Here is an 18,435-nt window from a genome sequence, read left to right as displayed (position 1 = left end):
GCGTGTATGAAGCATAAATAACCTAGATTTGCGAATTTAAAAGGGGTATGTTTTACGCAAATCACGAAAAGGCAGGCCATTGGACGACATTCCTTATCTCGCACGCGGGGTCAATTTGCTGGGCACGGACTCAAGCGTGCTTGTTTCTTCCTCCAAATATCTCAACAGCCCGAAACTGCGCGAGTGGATCGCGCTGATCGCCCTCAAAAAGAACGGCCCCGATTTTCCTCCCGCGGCCGAGATGCACCAGTTGATCCCGATTCTCAATGAATTGCGGGATTTCGACCATATCGAAGCGATGTTTACCGAAGAGAGAAAGGTAAATCCCAAACTCGACGCATGGTTCAACGAATGGTTTTGTTCCGATTACAGCATTGCAGATCTGAAAGATTGCGCGCCGGGCACGCTCGGCGGGATTTATTATAAGACGGCGACGGAAGGTAATTACGAAATCCAGATCGTCCCCAATTTCGAGCCGAAAACGCAGTGGGAATATTATTCGCTCCGATCCGGACAAACACATGATTATGAGCATATCCTGACCGGTGGCGGCTTCAACTATATGGGCGAGCTGATCCCCTATTGGTTCCGGCTGGCAACAATCCACACGCATATCCAGAACAAGGAACTGGCAGGCGAAATGAGCGTGCTCTCGATCCTCGGTACCACGCGCTATGTCATCCGCACGATGCTGCATTATCCGCAAATATGGGAAACCGCGCTGGAGTGCATCCAGCAGGGTATCAGCATCGGCCGTCAGTCGGATGCATTCTGGATGGCCAAGATGGAGGATTATTGGCACACCCCATTGGAAGAGGCCCGCCGCCAGCTGGGCGTCCGCGGGGCATATGATTTTGATACGCAGGAAGCCGGTGACATTTGGGGTGAGGTTCGAAAATGAGCGATTATGATCTGGTTATCAGGGGTGGTACGATAGCCGACGGGACAGGCGGTGCCCTGATCACAGGCGATATCGCAATTTCCGGCGGACGCGTGGTGGCGATTGGCAAGGACCTGGGCGTCGGACGCGAAGAAATCGATGCCCATGACCGGATCGTAACGCCGGGCTTTGTCGATGTGCACACACATTATGACGGGCAGGCAATCTGGGGCGAGGAACTTGCACCATCCTCTGCCCATGGCGTGACGACCGTTGTCATGGGCAATTGCGGCGTGGGCTTTGCGCCCTGCCGCCAGTCCGATCACGCTATGCTGATCAATGTCATGGAAGGCGTCGAAGATATTCCCGGTGTCGTTATGGCCGAGGGATTGCCGTGGGACTGGGAAACTTTCCCCGAATATCTGGACCGCCTTGATGCCGGTAAACGCGACATCGATGTGGCCGCCTATCTGCCGCATTCACCGCTACGTGTTTACGCCATGGGCGAGCGCGGTGCACGTCGCGAAACGGCGAACGACGACGACCTTGAGAAAATGCGCGCTTTGACGAAGGAAGCGATACAGGCCGGCGCGCTCGGTTTTGCGACCTCGCGGCTCAGCATCCACAAGACCGCCGATGGCGGTTCGATCCCGACTTTTGAGGCCGATGTCGAGGAACTGAAGGCAATCTGTCGCGGCATGACCGATGCCGGTTCCGGCACATTCCAGATCGTGCTCGACGCCTTTGTCGGCTGGGACAAGGAATATGGGGTGATCGACGAGGTGGTAAAGGCCTGCGGCCGTCCGGCCACCTTCACCCTGGCCAGCGGTAATGAAGGCCCGCCACGCTGGCGTGCGGTGCTCGACATGATGTCAGCCACCAATGCAGGCGGGGGTCAGGTAACCGCGCAGGTCATGCCGCGCCCGATCGGGTTGATTGCCGGGCTCGAACTGACCGTCCATCCCTTTGTCCTTTGCCCGAGTTGGGCGAAGATAGCCGACCTTCCTCTCGCCGAGAAAGTTGCCGCGATGCGCGACCCGTCGCTACGCGCCGCATTGCTCAGCGAAGAGTTTAGCGAAGGACATCCGTTCAACGCACTTGCGCGTAACTGGGAATGGATGTTCCCGCTCGACAATCCACCCGATTACTCGCCACCCAAATCGCTAAGCATGGCCGACCAGGCACGCGCACGCGGCTGCACTCCCCAGGAAATTGCCTATGAACGGCTATTGGCGACAGAGGGCAAAGGCCTGTTCCTCGCCGCCCTTGGCAATTTCGAGGATGCCTCGCTTGCGAGCGCACATGAGATGCTGAACCATCCCCATTGTATCCCGGCGCTCGGCGATGGCGGCGCCCATTATGGTGCCATTTGCGACGCGAGCTATTCGACATTCCTGCTACGGCACTTCGTTCGTGATCGTCGCGACGGCGGAATAGAATTAGCGCAAGCGGTCCATATGCTGACGCAAAAGGCAGCGAAAGCCGTGGGACTCAATGACCGGGGTACATTGAAAGTTGGCGCGAAGGCGGATCTGAATGTCATTGATATGAAACGGCTGACATTACATGTGCCGGAAATTGTCCATGACTTGCCTGCAGGTGGGCGCCGTTTGCACCAGCGCGCGACAGGCTATGATGCGACAATAGTCTCGGGCCAGATCATCCGCCGGATGGATGCAAGCACGGGTGCCCGGCCCGGGCGATTGGTGCGGGGAGCACAGGCAGCCTAGCTTTGCCGGCGGCAGGGGATCGCCATAGTGGCCAGACGCTGCCCGACAGACTTCGCCGCCGGGTCCAGCCGCTGGCTCGCATTCAGCCCACCCGGCAACGCACCGTCGAGGACGATGTTAAGCGCGTGGATGCCGGGGACTTCGTAAATGGTCACCTTGAAATCGCCGAGATCGGTGAGATGTGCGCGAAGCAATTCGGGCGTGAGAGCGGCGCGCAAGGCGGGCAGGTTCTCGGGCTTTCGGGCGATGACGCCAATGTTGATGGTTTCGCCTTTTTCGCCGCTGCGGGTGTAGGCGAGGTCGAAGATTGTCAGTTCCGCTTCACCGACCCCGTCACCCACGACCTGGTTCAAAACCGCTTCTGCCTCTCCAACCTGCGGTTTCGATTGCACCATTGGTGAGGGCGTAAGTTCAGCATGAAGAGTTATGGGTTCAGAGAACGGTTCTGCTCCATCCCCTACATCTATTGTCACTTCTAAGTCATCCCGCGGCACGAGAAAGCTGACCAGCCCCATGCACGGCTGCACCTGCACGCCGAAGGCCACACTTGTTCCCGGTGCCATGGCGCTGATGGCAGAGAATTGCTCGCGGGCGAACATCTGGACGGCCAGCATTTCGTCATGTTCAACCACCAGCTTGACAACAACCTCCTCGGAGGCAGGATTTCCGGTGGCCCCGATCATCACGGCCTCTGTCCGCCGCCAGTCAGCCAAATTGCGCGCACGCAGGAGATTGCGTCCCCGTTCAAACAGCGCTTCGGCCTGTTTCGCGGCCTTCTGCAGTGCGGGTCGCCCGATTACCGGTTGGTAAGCAACCGCTCGCCAGCCATCGTCCCATGTCGCGCAAGCTTTCAGCTTTTCGGGTTTTGAATTGCCAATCGCACCCTTCACCAGAACCCGGTCTTTGCCGACCTCCTCCATCGTGACATGGGAGAAATCACATGCCACATCCGGTACCAGATAGGCGGCAGGATCGCTTACCTCATAAAGCATCTGCTCGGCGCAGGTGCCGAAACTGACAAGGCCGCCAGTGCCTTCGGGTTTGGTTATGATGCACCGGCCATCCGAATGGCATTCTGCAATAGGACTTCCGATATTTGCCCAGCCTTCGACCTCGTGCCAGTCGGTAAAGGTGCCGCCGGTCACCTGCGCGCCACATTCGATCATATGGCCGGCCAATGTACCGCCAGCCAGTTGGTCGAGATCATCCGGCCCCCAGCCAAATTCATGGATCAACGGGCCTAATGCCAACGCGCTGTCCACCACCCGGCCGGTAATGACGATATCTGCCCCCTGTGCCAGTGCGCGGGCAATCGGGAATGCCCCCAGATAGGCATTGGCGCTAGTCACGCCCTTTTGCGGAAACGCTTTGCCCGTAAACATGTCACGCGTAGCGGCAAAATCCGCCAGCCGGTGCATCAGGCAATCACCTTCGATAGCAGCTACCTTCAGTGACAGGCCCAGTTCGGCAATTTTGCCACGCAGTAAATGCGCCAACCGACCGGGGTTCACGGCACCTGCATTGCTGACAATCTTCGTGCCTGTTTGTGCTATCTGCGTCAGAAACGGGCCGATATGCACATCCATGAAATCGCTTGGAAAGCCGCTGTCCGGATCGGCGAGCCGCATCCGCCCCATCATACCCATTGCGCCTTCGGCCAAATAATCGAGGATGATATAATCCACGCCTGCGCCCAGCAGCTGCGGTACCGCCAGCGCACTGTCGATGAAGAAGGCCGAGCCTCCGCCGATGCGGATGACTTTATCCGAAGTCATACTGGCTCGTGGGAATGATATCGATCCGCCCGAACTGGATAAAGCGCCCGCAACTGTCCATCATATCATCAAGATTGGCCTTAAACTTTGCCGGATCGCCCACGGCGTCAAAAAAGGCATGCGGATCGGTCAGCGCTTCGACCGGAAAGCATTCCTCGACAAAGGCATCATATTCCGGTGCATCATCCGTCAGCGGTCGGACGACCAGATTTTGCACATATTCAAAGTTGGACTGGGTATCGATCGCGACGCGTGTATGGTGGCTGTGCCAGACGTTCATTGCCTCCATCCGGTCCAGATCGCTGCGGAAATTGATGAAGCTCGCCTGGCTCCACCCCCATGTTCGCTGCCCCGAAACCGGCGTGTGTTCGCGATTTGCAATGATAGTCGATTCGGCAACCAGCCATGCCGCGAAACGGTTGCAATGCCCTGCAATTGTCTTGTCTGCACCTGCGCGGAAAATCGCATTTGCGCTCGGCAGCCAATATTGCACCACCGCCTCTTGTTGCGGTTCCTGCCACTTCTGGATCAGCGCCGCGCCTGCCGCGACAGCCTCGTCGCGGATGTTGATGCGGATGCCGCGCGCCCCCGCCGCATGTAAGGCGTCAGGCAGGCCGGCCAGCAGCGCCACATTATCGACACCCCAAAGCGCGCAGACTATTTTCTCCATGACTGTTCCTTACGCAAAATAGGCCTGCCCGCCGTCTAGAGGAATGGTGGCGCCGGTGAGGTAGCCCATTTCAGGCGCACAGAGCGCGACAACGGCTTGCCCGATATCTTCCTGCAACCGACCAATCCGCCCCAGGGGTATTGTTTTAAAAAAGGCCTGCGCCTCGTCCGGGTTGTTTTCTATCCACCATTTCAATCCTGGGGATTCGGCATGTGGCGCGATGTTGAGCACCCGGATGCCGTCACGTCCCCATTCCGCAGCCGCCGCGCGGGTTAGCACCTGCGTCGCTGCCTTGACCGCACCATAAGCTCCGAAAGTTGCCATGTCCCAGCGGATCATGGCCGACGAAACAAAGTTGAAAATCACCCCGCCACCGCGTGCAAGCATATGCGGCCGGGCCAGTTTCATCAGTCGGTGCGATGCGAGGGGCCCCGAAATGAACCCGGCCAGGAACGCGTCGTCATCGACGTCTTCCAACTTGCCCAGCGGCACCTCTTGCGCATTGTTTACAAGGATATCGAGGCTTCCGAAGCTGCCGACCGTCGTTTCGACAGCAGCCGCCAGATCATCGGCGGATTTGACGTCGCAGGTTAACGCCAGCGCCCTTCCACCGCGGCGCTCAATTTCAGCCACCGTTTTTTCCAGTTTTTCGAGCGTGCGCCCGGTTACCACGACCGATACACCCGCCTCTGCCATCGCAAAGGCAATGCCCTGTCCCACACCTTGTCCGGCTCCGGTTATCAATGCTACCTTATCCAAAAGCTGGGCCATAGGTGCCAAATCCTCCATTTTCGTAATTTTATATAATGATTTTTACGCAAGACGTTGACAAAATGCCATAGAAAACGTCAAATGCGTTAATTTTGGGGAGAATGATATTGCCATCGACCGCCACACCTTCACCATTTAGCGACGTGAAGATAGGTCCGATCACCCTTCGTAACCGCTTCATCAAATCCGCCACTAATGAGGGGATGGCGAAAGGTGGCATTGTGTCCAAAGGTCTCGCCCGGTTCCACGAACAGGTCGCGGAAGGCGGTGCGGCGCTTTCGACCGTAGCCTATTGTGCTACCTCGCTCGACGGGCGTACCTTTGTTGACCAGGCGGTGCTGGATGATGAATCACTGCCGGACTTTCGCGTTCTGACCGACGCCGTACACAAGCATGGCGGTGCCGCCTCTGCGCAGATCACCCATGCAGGAAGCTTCACCTTTCTAGACCACGCAACGTTAAAAACGGCACGGCCATTGTCGTCGAGTGGCGGGTTCAACAAGGTTGGGGTGATGTCGCACCGTTGGCTCAAGAAGAAAATGAACCGCGACGAAATGGATGCGATGACCGCAGAATTTGTCGGTGCCGCAATCAAAGCGCGCGAAGCAGGCTTTGACGCGGTCGAGCTGCATATGGGACATGGCTATCTGCTCAGCCAGTTTCTGTCGAAAATATATAACAAGCGGTGGGACAGTTATGGCGGCAATATCGAAAAGCGTCTCAAATTCCCGCGCGAAGTTCTCGGCCGCGTGCTAGACACGGTTGGAAAGGACATGGCGGTCATTGTCAAATATTCCATGACCGACGGCCACAAAGGAAACACTATCGAAGACGGGGTTGCCATTGCCAAGGCAATCGCGGCCGACGGCGCGCATCTGGCCGTCCTTTCAAACGGGCTGAACGTCGAATCGATAACCGCCATGTTCGGTTCCGCATTCCCGCAGGCCAATCGCGGGACAGTTGGCAATCCAATTATTGCGCTCGGTATGTGGATCCAGTCGCTATCCGAACCCAAAAATGTCGTGTTCCGGGAAAATTATCTGCGGGAATTGGCGCTACGTGTCCGCGCCTCGGTCGATATGCCGCTTGCCTATCTGGGAGGGGTGCAATCGCTTGATGGCGCACAACAGGCAATGGCGGACGGCTTCGAATGCATTGCGCTGGGGCGCGCGCTCGTCAACGATCCGGCATTTGTGAACAAGCTTCAATCGGGCGCACTCGCGAAATCGGCCTGTACAGCCTGCAATCGGTGCGTCACGATGATGTATTCACCCAACGGGACATTCTGCGTCGAAGGGAAGCCGGGTGACGCGAAACTCAATATAATCAAAGCGGGAGCAGCAGCATGAGCAAGGATTTGGCGGGTAAGGTCGCCATCGTCACAGGAGGCAGCGATGGCATAGGCCTTGCGACAGCGAAATTACTGGCGTCGCGCGGTGCGACAGTCGCCATCTGCGCCCGGCGTCCGGACAAGCTGGAGGAGGCGCGAGCCGAAATTGCGCAATTAGGTACTGTCGAGGCGAAGGTCATGGACGTGACAGACGAAGCCGGCTTTTCCGGCTGGATCGAGGATGTGGCCGCCCGCCATGGCGGGCTTCACATGATGGTCAACAACGCCATGTCGGTCCATTATGCACCGCTCACCAAATTGACGACAGAACATTGGCGCAAGGATTTCGCGGTTAACGCCGAAGCAGCCTTTGTCGGCACACGCACGGCAATGAAAATCATGATGGCCGCTGGCAAAGGCAGCATTGTCAACATTTCATCGACCACAGGCATCCGCGCCGCACCCTATATGGCAAGCTATTCGGCATCGAAGGCCGCGCTTACCCATTTCACAGCTTGCGCCGCGATGGAGGGCGGCCCTGCCAATGTACGTGTCAACGCAATCGTGCCCGGCCAGGTAATGACCGCAGCAACCGAGGACTGGGCATCCAAGGCCCCTGAAACCGCTGCCAAGACTGCGGGCGCGATACCGATGATGCGGGGCGGGCAACCCGAGGAATTGGCCGAAGCCATTGTTTTCCTTCTGTCCGACGCCGCAAGCTACATCACCGGCGTTGCATTGCCGGTCGATGGCGGCAAGGCAGCGCAGCTTTATCTGCCCTCCTGACCAGATGACCGTTGCTGTCATCACCGGAGCCGCTTCTGGCATTGGTGCTGGTTTGGCACGCGAAGCCGCGCGGCGGGGCATGCAGGTTGTTCTGGCAGATCGCGATGCCATCGCTCTGGAAAGCGTTGCCGCCGGCATCGGCACATGCGCCCATCCGGTGGTGACCGACGTCACCGATTATGCAGCGGTTGATGCGCTGGCGACGCTGGCTTTTGATCGTTTCGGGGCCGTCGATCTTTTGTTCAACAATGCCGGTGTGATGGCGACCGGCCTGAGCTGGGAGATTCCTGCGGATAAGTGGGCAGCGAGTTGGAAGGTTAATGTCGACGGCATATTGAATGGCCTGCGCGCTTTTGTTCCTCGACTGATCGCCGCCAACTGCCCCGCACGGATTATCAATACCGCGTCTGTCGGTGGGTTTTTGCCCTCCCCTTTGATGGCGCCCTATTCCGCGACCAAATTTGCGGTTGTTGCCCTGACCGAGGCTTTGGCCGGGGAACTGAAAATGCTGCGTAGCAAGATTGAGGTTTCTTTACTGGCCCCGGGCCCGGTCAAATCCGACATCTTCCGCGATCCCCCGCCCCAAGCCGCCGAGCAATTCCACGGCGTCATGACGTCGATGCTTGCGCAAAACGGGCTCGAACCGGATGCGTTTGCCAACCGGGTGTTCGACGCCATCGAACGGGGCGAATACTGGATTATTCCGCAGCCCGAAGCTTTTGACCAAGGCTTTACTGCACGCACAGAAACGATAGCAAAAAGGCAGGCCCCAATATTTTACGGGGTGGAGGGGAATGAGTGATGGGTTGGGACAAAGAGGTCGACATGCTGGTCGTTGGATCAGGAGCGGGCGGGCTTCTGTCTGCGTTGGTGGGCGCACATAACCATGCGGACGTGCTGGTGGTCGAGAAAGAGTCTTTATGGGGTGGTACATCGGCGACCTCGGGCGCAGGCATCTGGATCCCCAACAGCGATCAGGCAGCAGCAGCGGGATTCAAAGACGACACCAAAAACGCGTTCAAATATGTCCGCAAATTATCGGCGAAAAATGTCCCCGATGCGAATATCAAAGCCTATGTTGAAAATGCAGCGCACATGCTGCGCTGGGTAACGGCCAATACCGAACTGGATTATCAGGCCTTCCCCTATCCCGATTACCATGCCGAGGAGCCGGGTGGATCGCCCCAAGGCTACCGCACGCACATGCCCTTGCCCATTGATGGGCGAAAGCTAGGCAAGGATGTCGAAACGCTTCGCTTTGCATCTCCGGCGGCAAGCCTGTTCGGCTATCTCAACTGGCATTTCGACGAAACCTACATCATGTTGTTTCGTGCAAAGGGCTGGTGGTGGCATCTGACCAAAAGCCTCGCCCGCTATTGGTTCGACTGGCCATTCCGCTTCAAAAGCCGCAAGGACCGCCGGCTGACATTGGGCAACGCGTTGCTGGGCGGGCTGCGATTGGCGATGAATGACCGTAAGGTTCCTGTCTGGCTCGACTCCCCGCTGGTCGAACTGATTGAGGAAAAAGGCAAGGTGACAGGCGCTGTCGTGCGCCACGAGGGGAAGCTTTTGCGCATCGCCGCACGCAAGGGCGTTGTCCTCGCCGCCGGGGGTTTCGACAAGAACCAGTCGATGCGGGACGAAAATGCGCCGCTTTACAAAAACGCACTTTATTCCGGCGGGACCAGCGGCAACACCGGGGACAGCATTCGGGCAGGACAAAGTATCGGCGCCGAAACAATGAATATGCAGTCGGCCTGGGCAGCGCCTGTATTCTATGTTCCGGGCGAAGATCGGGGACGTCTCTGCACCATCGAACGCGCACTTCCGGGATGTATGATGGTCAACCAGAAGGGCGAACGTTACCTCAACGAAGCGGCGTCCTATCATATCGTCGGTCAGCAAATGGCACGCCGCGAAGCCGAATATGGCGACGCATCACCCAGCTGGTTTGTTTTCGACCACGTCTATCGCCACAAATATCCGGTAGGCCCGCTATTGCCACTCATGCCCGACTGGCTGCAACGGGGCGAGGTGCGTTCAATCCTGAAAAAGGGAAACACCATAGAAGAATTGGCTACCGAAATAGGTGCCGAGCCCGAACGGCTGTCCGCAACCATATCGCGCTATAACGAATATGCAGAGAAAGGAGAGGATCCGGATTTTCGGCGCGGTGAAGCCACCTATGACAAAATGTATGGCGATCCGTCCGTCACGCCAAATCCGTGCTTGCGACCGCTGAGCAAAGGCCCATTTTATGCAATGCCGATTTATCCCGGCGATATCGGTACCAACGGCGGTTTGAAGACCAATGACAAGGCGCAGGTCATGGGAACCAATGGCAAGCCCATTGCCGGCCTATATGCCGTCGGGAACAACGCGGCATCTGCAATGGGGGAGAGCTATCCGGGCGCAGGCGTTACCATCGGGCCCGCCCTGACCTTCGGCTATATTGCCGCGCGGCATATGACAGGAGCAAATGAATGAGCGGCAAGTTGCAAGGTCGTGGCGCGATCGTCACCGGCGCGGGTCGCGGCATCGGCCGGGCCATCGTTGAACGCCTGATGCAGGAAGGTGCGCAGGTAGCGGCACTTGATCTCAATCTGGACGATGCTGCGCAAAGTGGCGGCACACTCGCCCTGCAATGCGACGTCACCAATGCCGACGCGGTAGCCGAGGCCGTCGCCAAGGCGCGCGAAGCCTTTGGCAGGCTCGACATCGCTGTTGCCAATGCCGGTATCGGACAGGCGGAGGGCGATGGATCACCGCAGTTTTACGGTGCAATGGCAGAGCGCAATGCGGAACTTGCCGAAAAGGGAAGCAGTACCGTTTTTGTCGACCAGTTGATCCATATGGAGGACCGCGGCTGGGCCGGCGTGATGGACGTGAACGTCGGTGGAGCCTTCCGTCTTGCGCGCGAATTTGTCCGCGTGCTCGCCCGCGACGGCAATGCAGGTACAATCGTAAACATCAGTTCCACCAGCGCCCAATCCGGCGAAGGTTCACCGCACTACTGCGCATCGAAGGCTGCCATAATCGGCCTTACGCGGCAACTGGCGCGCGAACTGGCACCACGCAAAATCCGCGTCAATGCAGTCGCGCCCGGACCCACAAACACACCTGTTATGCAGGGCATCCCGGACGAGTGGATCAAATCGATGGAGGCCAGCATCCCGCTGGGCCGAATGGCAGAGCCTGCCGAAATTGCGGCTGCAGTGGCTTATCTGGCATCGGACGATGCCAGCTTCGTCAATGGCTCGGTACTCGTCGCCAACGGTGCCAGCTATTATTTCTGATCGTTAATTGCGTTTCTGGCGCACTTGCAACAACCCGCCGGTCATACCGGCATAGAAATCGCCGTTCGGTGCGATCGACATAGATGCCCAGTTATTGTCGAATTTACGGCCACGCCCGGTCGGGATCTTGATCACCTGTTTGCCATTTCGAAAATCCAGACCGACTATTGACCAATCTTGCGTCAATTTGCCGTCAACATTTCGGGCAAGATCAAAGCTGTAGAAATAGGCGATGCCATTTGCCGCTGACAATTTGGGTACGACTGACGGCACTTTCAAAGGTGAGGTCCAGACCGTTTCACATCCGCTTTCGTCTGCATTTACATCGACCCGAACCACTCCGCCTGCGACAGCATTCCAGTCCTTTTGTTCATAGGCGCTGGTAAAACCGGCATTGTTTTCAAGTATGACGGAGCGACCCCAGCCGATCATACTGTTGTCGGTCGCACTCGCGCCATCCTGAAACACCGGCTCGGCGCAGATGCGGCTGCCGTCGCTGCGACGCAGGACGACAATGTTAATCCGGCCATCGGCATTGTCGGCAAAGGTGATCCAATTGTCGCCGAGCAATGTCGGCGTTGTCCCGCTCCCCTGATTGATCGAACCGACCTTGCGACTTGTGCCCCGGTCATAGGCAGTTCGCCAAAGCTGCACGGGCTTGCCTGCCTTGTCTGCTGCAAATGCATATTGCGCATGATCGGACAGGACGTAAACCGCACGGTTGTCCATCGCGAGGGCGTTCTGGATTTCCTCACCGTTCAACCGGAAAACCGAAACCTTACCGCTTTCGGGATCAAGGGTGCCAAGCCGTCCCTTTCGGGTTGTCCACCAATAAAGCCCCTGATGATCGGGCATGACGGTGGTTATCTTGTCGCACTCCCCTTTTGGGAACCAGTTATTCCAATTCAGACAGTCGTGGGGAACATAGGGTTTCAAATCCCATTGCCGTTCGACAGCAAAGCTCCACTTGCCCGCCTTTTCTTTTGCCGTGAGACGCTGAACCACCCATTGGCTGTTCGCAAATACCAGCCGGTCCCGGTTATCGAGAAACATATACGCCCCGCCCGAGCTGTCGTTCATCATGATACCCATGTCACGTTTGACAAAGGCTTCGAACGAGCTTGGCCGGATAGGCAGATCGAAATGGGCCAGCGCCTCCAGCGTTTCGGGATCAAGCAATACCATCCGGAATCCGGCCAGCCCTCCGCACATGACGACGGGCTTTCCATCGCTTCGATAGACAAAGGTCGAACATTGTCTCGGAAGTCCGTTTCCGGCCTGACGGCTGCGTCTTTCCAGATCGCCGCCAAACGGTCCTGCCGCCGGATGCGTGTCCGATTGGCCGCCATCTCCATGCATGGTTCCGTTCGCATCGGCAGCCAAAAAGGGATTGCTGCTCAGCTTTCCGTCAACAGGGGCCGGAACAAAATCCATATCCCAGCTAATGACCTGCGTCGATGCGCCTTCAATCGGCCGGGCCTGCGCGTTTTCCAGATTGGCATTTTTCCAGAAAGCGAAGCCACCCACCAGAAACGCAACACTTAGCCCTGCAAATATCCAGATTTTGCGCATCAGTCCGCCCGCACCTTGACCTTGGGTGCGGCCTGACCACGGCGCATTGTCTCGATGAATTTTTCAAGCGGCGCTGGCTCGGCGACCGGCCCGCCATGATCCCCTTCACGTTCCCAGAATTCGGCGAAGCTTGGGAATAATTTGTGAAAATTACCCTCAACCCATTCGGTTCCCGGCCAGCGCATCTTGTTATCGCCAACAGGTGGTTTGTTGAGGTCGGTCGCATACCAGTAGAGCGGCAGACGTCGGGCGAAGTACCAGCGTCCATCCATGCGAACATAATTGTCCGCATACATCATCTGCATGATTACCCATTCGTCACCAGTCTCATGCTCATTTTTCGAATAGCAAATTCCGTGGGCATGATCGGGATCGTCAAATTCGATGATATGTCCACCGATATGGTGCGAAGTACCCGTAAATGGGGAACGGAGCGTTCCGTCCATATAAGCCCGCAGGGCCTGCCGCCCGCGTGCATCCTTGCCCACCCGAACATTCTCTTCGAACAGGTTCACCATTGCGTCCATATCACGCATGTCGAGCGCAAGTGAGTATTTGGCGGCCAACTGGCGTATCGCATCCAACGACTCCAGCCTGTCTATCCGGGCTTCCAATGCGTTCATGACTCTCCCCTTATTGCGTAAATCAAATACGTATTATCTACGTTTTTCGAATTTGCATTGCTGATATATTCAATATATCGTAGCCATACCATAAAATAATTACGCAATTTGCGATCGACGCATAACACGGGAGAGATTGCCATGCGAAATGCGGTTCTTAAATGTCTGTTAGCATCCACGGCGCTTGCCGGTGCCACGACGGCCCATGCCCAGAGCGAAAACAGCAATGATGACGGAATAGGCGAAATCGTTGTCACAGCACAGAAGCGTGCAGAAAATATACAGGATGTCCCCATTGCGATTTCCGCCGTCAGTTCCGAATATCTGGAATCGCGCGGCGTCACCTCGATTGACGGGTTGGGCACGGTCTCGCCAAATGTGAAAATTGAAAGAGCACCTTCAAGCAAGACCATTACACAGATCGCCATCCGCGGTTCGGTGACGATCAATCCCGCCATTACATGGGAACCCGCAGTCGGCCTGTATCTCGACGGCGTCTATATCGCCAAGGCGCAGGGATCGATTTTCGACGTCGCCGATCTGGAGCGTGTCGAAATCCTGCGTGGCCCGCAAGGTACTCTATATGGGCGTAACGCGCTTGCCGGTGCGATCAATCTGATCAGCAAAAAACCCACGGGCGAAGCGGGTGGTTCGGTGGAACTCACCTATGGCAGCTATGACTATCGCAAGATCAAGGGTGCGATTGACCTTCCGCAAATGGGAATTTTCTCTGCCAAAGTTTCCGGCCAGTACGTCAAGCGGGACGGCCTTGTTGATGTCATACCTAATCCGGTCGCAGGTGTCGTCACGGCGTTGCCTAATCTCGTGAACCAGACCGATACGATCGACAGCGCAAGCTTCATGGTTCAATTGCGGGCAGAGCTCAGCGATGCGATTACGGCGGATTATACCTACGACTATAACAAGCAGAAACAGCGGCCTCCATTTGCACAGTTGCTGCGTGTCAATCGCAACGGCGATCCGCGCGACATTTTTGACCCCGGCTCACCCAGCTTTGCCTTTGGCGGCGCTTTCTTCCCGTTACATCTATATGCCGATCCTGACCGGCAAAAGGTGGCAAGTATCAATGGCGCGGTTTACGAACGCTCCCGCGCTTATGGCCATGCGCTGACCCTGACCGCTGACCTTGGCAGTGCGACGCTCAAATCAATCACTGCCTATCGTGATCTTGCCTGGGCTGACGGACTCGATCTGGATGGTTCACCTACCCCGGTCGCCTATACGCAGCGTATTACTGACTATCATGCGTTCAGCCAGGAACTGCAGCTGACGGGCACAACCTTTTCCGATCGCCTCAATTATGTTCTGGGGGCTTTCTATTTTAAGGAAAAGGCCGAGACATTAGGGCCGCAAGTGTTCTTCGGGGGTGGTGCCGATTTCCAGTCGGATTATGGTTCGCACACAAAGGCGTTGGCCTTGTACGCACAGCTGGATTACGATTTGACCGATGCTCTCAAGCTGTCGCTTGGCGGACGCTATACCTATGAAAAGAAGGATATACGCCGCTTCCTCCGCGTCAATTTTGACGCGGCCAACGGCATCTTCGCGCCACTGGTTGTTGCAAATATCCCTTATGGCGGGGTACCGGATGCGAAGTATAATAACTTCTCCCCGGCTGTGACGCTCAGCTATGCAGCCAGCGAGGATATCAACCTCTATGCCCGCTTTGCCCGCGGATTTAAATCAGGCGGCTTCAATGGGGAAACCAATGACTTTGGCGCACCCACCGCGGCATGCCCGTCAGGTGCTTTCGAGCTGTGTGATCCCTATGACCCCGAAAAGGTCGACAGCTACGAGCTCGGCGTCAAGACACGTCTTGCCGACGGTCGCTTGATATTCAACGTCGCCGCCTTCCGTGACGACCATAAGGACATCCAGCTTTCAATCTTCCGTGCAACCGGTGCGGCATCGTCCATTGTGCGCAACGCTGCAGCGGCGCGGATCCAGGGGCTGGAATTCGAGGCGATTGCCAAGCCGGTCGACGGCCTGACAGTTAACGGCTCGCTCGCGCTGCTTGATGCAGATTACAAGCGCTACATCGATGCCGGCGTCGACGTGTCGGACAACCGGGCCTTCCCGCACACCCCGAAGCTGAGCGCATCGGTTGGCGTGGACTGGGCGGTGGCCGAAGGTGATTGGGGCAAGTTCAATCTTTACGGCGATGTCAACCATGTGTCGGCCTATTTCACTTTCCCCTATCCGCTGCGCACACCGACCCCGTCAGACCAGAATGCGTTCAACACGCGTTCAAAGGGACGGACAATCGTGAACCTCCGCGCCGCACTATCGGAATTCGAACTGGGCGGCGTAAAGACAGAAGTCGCAGCGTTCGTCCGAAACCTGACCAACGAAGACGACCCCAGCAACTTCATCGATTTCGGCCCGGGCTTTGGTGGCCTGACGCTCGGCTATTTCCCCGACCCGCGCACATGGGGCGTTTCGGTCGGCATACGTTTTTAGGAGAGAGACTTGCTTAACGGAGAAAAGCGTTTCGCCATCATTGGAGCCGGGATGTCCGGCATACTCTGTGCGATCAAATTGAAGGAAGCCGGCCACAAGCATATCACCGTCTTTGAAAAGGCCGATCGTATCGGGGGGACATGGCGTGACAACCGGTATCCGGGTTTGACGTGCGACGTGCCGGCGCATGCCTATACCTATGAATTTGCACCCAACCCGGAATGGTCCGCCTATCTGGTCGGCGGAGCAGAAATTCAGGCCTATTTCGAAAAAGTGGTCGACGATCATGGCATCCGTCCGCTGATCCGCTTCAACAGCGAGATTGAGAAGATGGCCTGGAATGGCGACCATTGGGATATTGAAACCAAGGATGGGTTTAAGGATCAGGCGCATGTGGCGATCATGGCAACCGGTGTGCTGCATCATCCTAAGTTCCCCGACATTAAGGGGCTGGAAAATTTCGCCGGAAAAGCGATGCACACAGCGCAATGGGATGTTGATTTCCCGCTGGAAGGCAAGCGGATCGGGATAATCGGAAACGGCTCTACCGGTATTCAGATGGTCACCCACCTCGGGAAAAAGGGTCAGGACATCGTCCATTTCCAACGCAGTCCGCAATGGATGATGCCCTATCCCAATTTCGAATATAGCGAAGAAGACAAAGCCAAATTCCGTGCCAGTCTCGAAGCTATAGATGCCATCCGTTATGACGAAAATTACTGGTCGGCGATCCGTCGATTTACGACCGGCATCACCGACATCGATGGGCCGGAGATGCGCGAGATCGAGGATATCTGCCGCAATTTCCTTGAAACAGCTGTCGTCGACGAAACGTTGCGCCGGAAACTGACCCCGACCTATCGCGCGGCGTGCAAGCGATTGATCTACAGCTACGACTATTATGGCGTTGCCCAGCAACCCAATGTCGAGACCATTGTTTGCGGTATCCGCGAAATTGTTGCGGACGGCGTCATCGATAATGACGGCACCCTGCACAAGGTTGACGTTCTCGCACTTGCGACCGGCTTCCAGAGTGACCGCTTCGTCCGTCCGATTTCCGTAAAAGGCGTAGGCGGGCGTGACATCGAGGATGCATGGGCCGAACGCTGTGCCGCATATATGGCGATCTCTATCCCCGATTTTCCGAATTTCTTCCTGTTCAACGGCCCCAGTTCCCCGGTTGGCAATTTCTCGTTGATCGATGTCGCGGAAAAGCAATGGGGCTATATCGAACAATTGCTCAATCGCGTCGCCAGCAGCAACGCCAGCGGCATTGTGGCAAGCAAAGCCGCATTCGACGATTATGAGGAGCGTCGGATCACAAAAGCCAAGGCATCAATCTTTGGATCCGGCTGCACCAGCTGGTATCTCGACAAGACGGGGGTGCCAATCACCTGGCCGTGGGATTATGACGCCTTTGCCGATGCAATGGCCCAGCCAGATTTCGATGCGTTCGACATGGTATAGGGCGTCCGCTCAGTACCATTCCAGCCATTTTGAAACATCCACACGCGCCTCTGCCTTGCGACCTGTTTTGGCGAGCAAGTGAAAGGTCAGTTTCTCGTCCGCCGGGATCGGGCGGGCGATTTCATAGACGCGATCATATTCACTATGTGCGATCTTCCACCCTTCTGGTGTCCGCAGATATCGGTCACGGTAGAGCGCGGTGCCAATGGTGTCCTCCTGCCGTATGGGATCGATGAAGCGATCCTCCAGATACCATGTTCCTTCGGCACTATCGGAACCGGTAAAGCTGATTTCCGGACAGTGTCCATGATGCTGCGCAACAATATCGCTGTTAAATGCGCTGCCGATGAAATCCACCATATTCTGTCTGCCGCTCAATTTCGCGCGATATCCGCCGCCGCGATAGTCGATGGTGACGTCTTCGGTGAATACGCTGGCAAGATCAGCTTCGTTGCCTGTATCAATCGACCGGAAATAGCGATGTTTGAGCTGCTTTATCTCTTCGAGATCGGAAAGTTGCTGCATTGTGAAGGCCATATTCACGCATCCCCACCAAAGCTGGCAGGTGCTTCGCCCATCACCGCTACTGCAGCAACACCTGCATCGTCGACCGAATGGATCAGGCACGAAAGCCGCTTTGATCGCGTTTCGGCGATCCACCACCGGCCGCCTTGCCGCACATAGATATCGTCATATTCGACACCCATCTGGGTCAGTGTTTTTGTGCCAAGATTGATGTTGTGGAAGAAGAGAGACCATTGACCCGTCGCGCGATCGGCATTGTCGAATTGAATGATACCATTTGCTCCATGGTGGATATCGAAGATGCCCGGTGCACAGCCCATCTGCGCATAAACGCCGACGAATTCATCGCGGTTATCGAAAGGTGGAAAACCATCATAGGATATGACCGCGCCCTCGGGGATCAGGCAATCGCGAACGGCTTCGGGATCCTTGGTATCGCATGCGCGGAGATAGCGTGCCTTCAGATCGCGGATGGCCCGATCATCCTCCAATCTCTGCAATCTTTCCTCAATTCCCATTTTCATTTCTC

Annotated in this window: 16 protein-coding genes; 9 read left to right on the top strand and 7 right to left on the bottom strand. The window is 56.6% G+C overall.

Annotated features, from left to right (window positions below; all coding sequences use genetic code 11):
- Positions 1–79 precede the first annotated feature (79 nt).
- Positions 80–901 carry a Coq4 family protein gene (locus tag FOM92_RS15460; protein WP_143777697.1) on the top strand — a complete coding sequence of 274 codons (822 nt, stop codon included), beginning with the start codon at positions 80–82 and terminating at the stop codon, positions 899–901.
- On the top strand, positions 898–2,610 hold the full coding sequence (locus FOM92_RS15455) for an N-acyl-D-amino-acid deacylase family protein (protein WP_143777696.1): 1,713 nt from the start codon (positions 898–900) through the stop codon (positions 2,608–2,610). Before FOM92_RS15460 ends, FOM92_RS15455 begins: the two co-directional genes overlap by 4 nt.
- Here FOM92_RS15455 and FOM92_RS15450 read toward each other — a convergent pair.
- The 3 genes from FOM92_RS15450 to FOM92_RS15440 are packed head-to-tail and all read right to left on the bottom strand — an operon-like array spanning position 2,607 to position 5,826.
- Positions 2,607–4,385 carry an acyclic terpene utilization AtuA family protein gene (locus FOM92_RS15450; RefSeq protein ID WP_143777695.1) on the bottom strand — a complete coding sequence of 593 codons (1,779 nt, stop codon included), beginning with the start codon at positions 4,383–4,385 and terminating at the stop codon, positions 2,607–2,609. The genes FOM92_RS15455 and FOM92_RS15450 overlap by 4 nt on opposite strands.
- On the bottom strand, positions 4,372–5,055 hold the full coding sequence (locus tag FOM92_RS15445; RefSeq protein WP_143777694.1) for an EthD domain-containing protein: 684 nt from the start codon (positions 5,053–5,055) through the stop codon (positions 4,372–4,374). The genes FOM92_RS15450 and FOM92_RS15445 overlap by 14 nt, the downstream gene beginning before the upstream one ends.
- Positions 5,056–5,064: 9 nt before the next feature.
- The gene (locus tag FOM92_RS15440; RefSeq protein ID WP_143777693.1) at positions 5,065–5,826 is read right to left on the bottom strand and encodes an SDR family NAD(P)-dependent oxidoreductase; all 762 of its coding nucleotides are present in this window, start codon (positions 5,824–5,826) and stop codon (positions 5,065–5,067) included.
- A gap of 107 nt (positions 5,827–5,933) precedes the next feature.
- On the opposite strand from FOM92_RS15440, the gene FOM92_RS15435 reads away from it, so the two are divergent.
- From FOM92_RS15435 to FOM92_RS15415, 5 genes are read left to right on the top strand one after another with little or no spacing between them, the layout of a single operon-like run.
- The gene (locus FOM92_RS15435; protein ID WP_246087333.1) at positions 5,934–7,175 is read left to right on the top strand and encodes an NADH:flavin oxidoreductase; all 1,242 of its coding nucleotides are present in this window, start codon (positions 5,934–5,936) and stop codon (positions 7,173–7,175) included.
- Complete coding sequence (locus FOM92_RS15430; protein ID WP_143777691.1) at positions 7,172–7,942, top strand: SDR family NAD(P)-dependent oxidoreductase; 771 nt, start codon at positions 7,172–7,174, stop codon at positions 7,940–7,942. The genes FOM92_RS15435 and FOM92_RS15430 overlap by 4 nt, the downstream gene beginning before the upstream one ends.
- Positions 7,905–8,744 (top strand): SDR family oxidoreductase, encoded by an 840-nt coding sequence (locus FOM92_RS15425; RefSeq protein ID WP_246087332.1) that lies wholly within the window; start codon positions 7,905–7,907, stop codon positions 8,742–8,744. Before FOM92_RS15430 ends, FOM92_RS15425 begins: the two co-directional genes overlap by 38 nt.
- Positions 8,744–10,429, top strand: a complete 1,686-nt coding sequence (locus tag FOM92_RS15420; protein WP_143777690.1) for an FAD-binding protein — start codon at positions 8,744–8,746, stop codon at positions 10,427–10,429. Before FOM92_RS15425 ends, FOM92_RS15420 begins: the two co-directional genes overlap by 1 nt.
- The gene (locus tag FOM92_RS15415) at positions 10,426–11,238 is read left to right on the top strand and encodes an SDR family NAD(P)-dependent oxidoreductase (protein WP_143777689.1); all 813 of its coding nucleotides are present in this window, start codon (positions 10,426–10,428) and stop codon (positions 11,236–11,238) included. The genes FOM92_RS15420 and FOM92_RS15415 overlap by 4 nt, the downstream gene beginning before the upstream one ends.
- A gap of 3 nt (positions 11,239–11,241) precedes the next feature.
- On the opposite strand, the gene FOM92_RS15410 is transcribed toward FOM92_RS15415, so the two are convergent.
- On the bottom strand, positions 11,242–12,810 hold the full coding sequence (locus FOM92_RS15410; RefSeq protein ID WP_143777688.1) for a hypothetical protein: 1,569 nt from the start codon (positions 12,808–12,810) through the stop codon (positions 11,242–11,244).
- Positions 12,810–13,433, bottom strand: coding sequence for a nuclear transport factor 2 family protein (locus FOM92_RS15405; protein ID WP_143777687.1), 624 nt, complete (start codon positions 13,431–13,433; stop codon positions 12,810–12,812). Before FOM92_RS15405 ends, FOM92_RS15410 begins: the two co-directional genes overlap by 1 nt.
- A gap of 141 nt (positions 13,434–13,574) precedes the next feature.
- Between FOM92_RS15405 and FOM92_RS15400 the strand changes: the two genes are divergently transcribed.
- On the top strand, positions 13,575–15,914 hold the full coding sequence (locus FOM92_RS15400) for a TonB-dependent receptor (protein WP_143777686.1): 2,340 nt from the start codon (positions 13,575–13,577) through the stop codon (positions 15,912–15,914).
- A gap of 9 nt (positions 15,915–15,923) precedes the next feature.
- A complete protein-coding gene (locus tag FOM92_RS15395; protein ID WP_281285620.1) occupies positions 15,924–17,381 on the top strand; it encodes a flavin-containing monooxygenase in 1,458 nt (485 codons plus the stop codon).
- Between the two features lie 9 nt (positions 17,382–17,390).
- On the opposite strand, the gene FOM92_RS15390 is transcribed toward FOM92_RS15395, so the two are convergent.
- Both FOM92_RS15390 and FOM92_RS15385 read right to left on the bottom strand, forming a co-directional pair.
- Positions 17,391–17,918: a nuclear transport factor 2 family protein gene (locus tag FOM92_RS15390; protein WP_143777684.1), complete on the bottom strand. Its 528-nt coding sequence runs from the start codon at positions 17,916–17,918 to the stop codon at positions 17,391–17,393.
- A gap of 2 nt (positions 17,919–17,920) precedes the next feature.
- Positions 17,921–18,430, bottom strand: a complete 510-nt coding sequence (locus FOM92_RS15385) for a nuclear transport factor 2 family protein (RefSeq protein WP_143777683.1) — start codon at positions 18,428–18,430, stop codon at positions 17,921–17,923.
- Positions 18,431–18,435: the final 5 nt, after the last annotated feature.

The sequence above is a fragment of the Sphingorhabdus contaminans genome (genome assembly GCF_007280415.1).
Taxonomy (GTDB): domain Bacteria; phylum Pseudomonadota; class Alphaproteobacteria; order Sphingomonadales; family Sphingomonadaceae; genus Sphingorhabdus_B; species Sphingorhabdus_B contaminans.
Note: the sequence above shows the minus strand (reverse complement) of the source record. Positions and strands in the feature narration are given on the sequence as shown.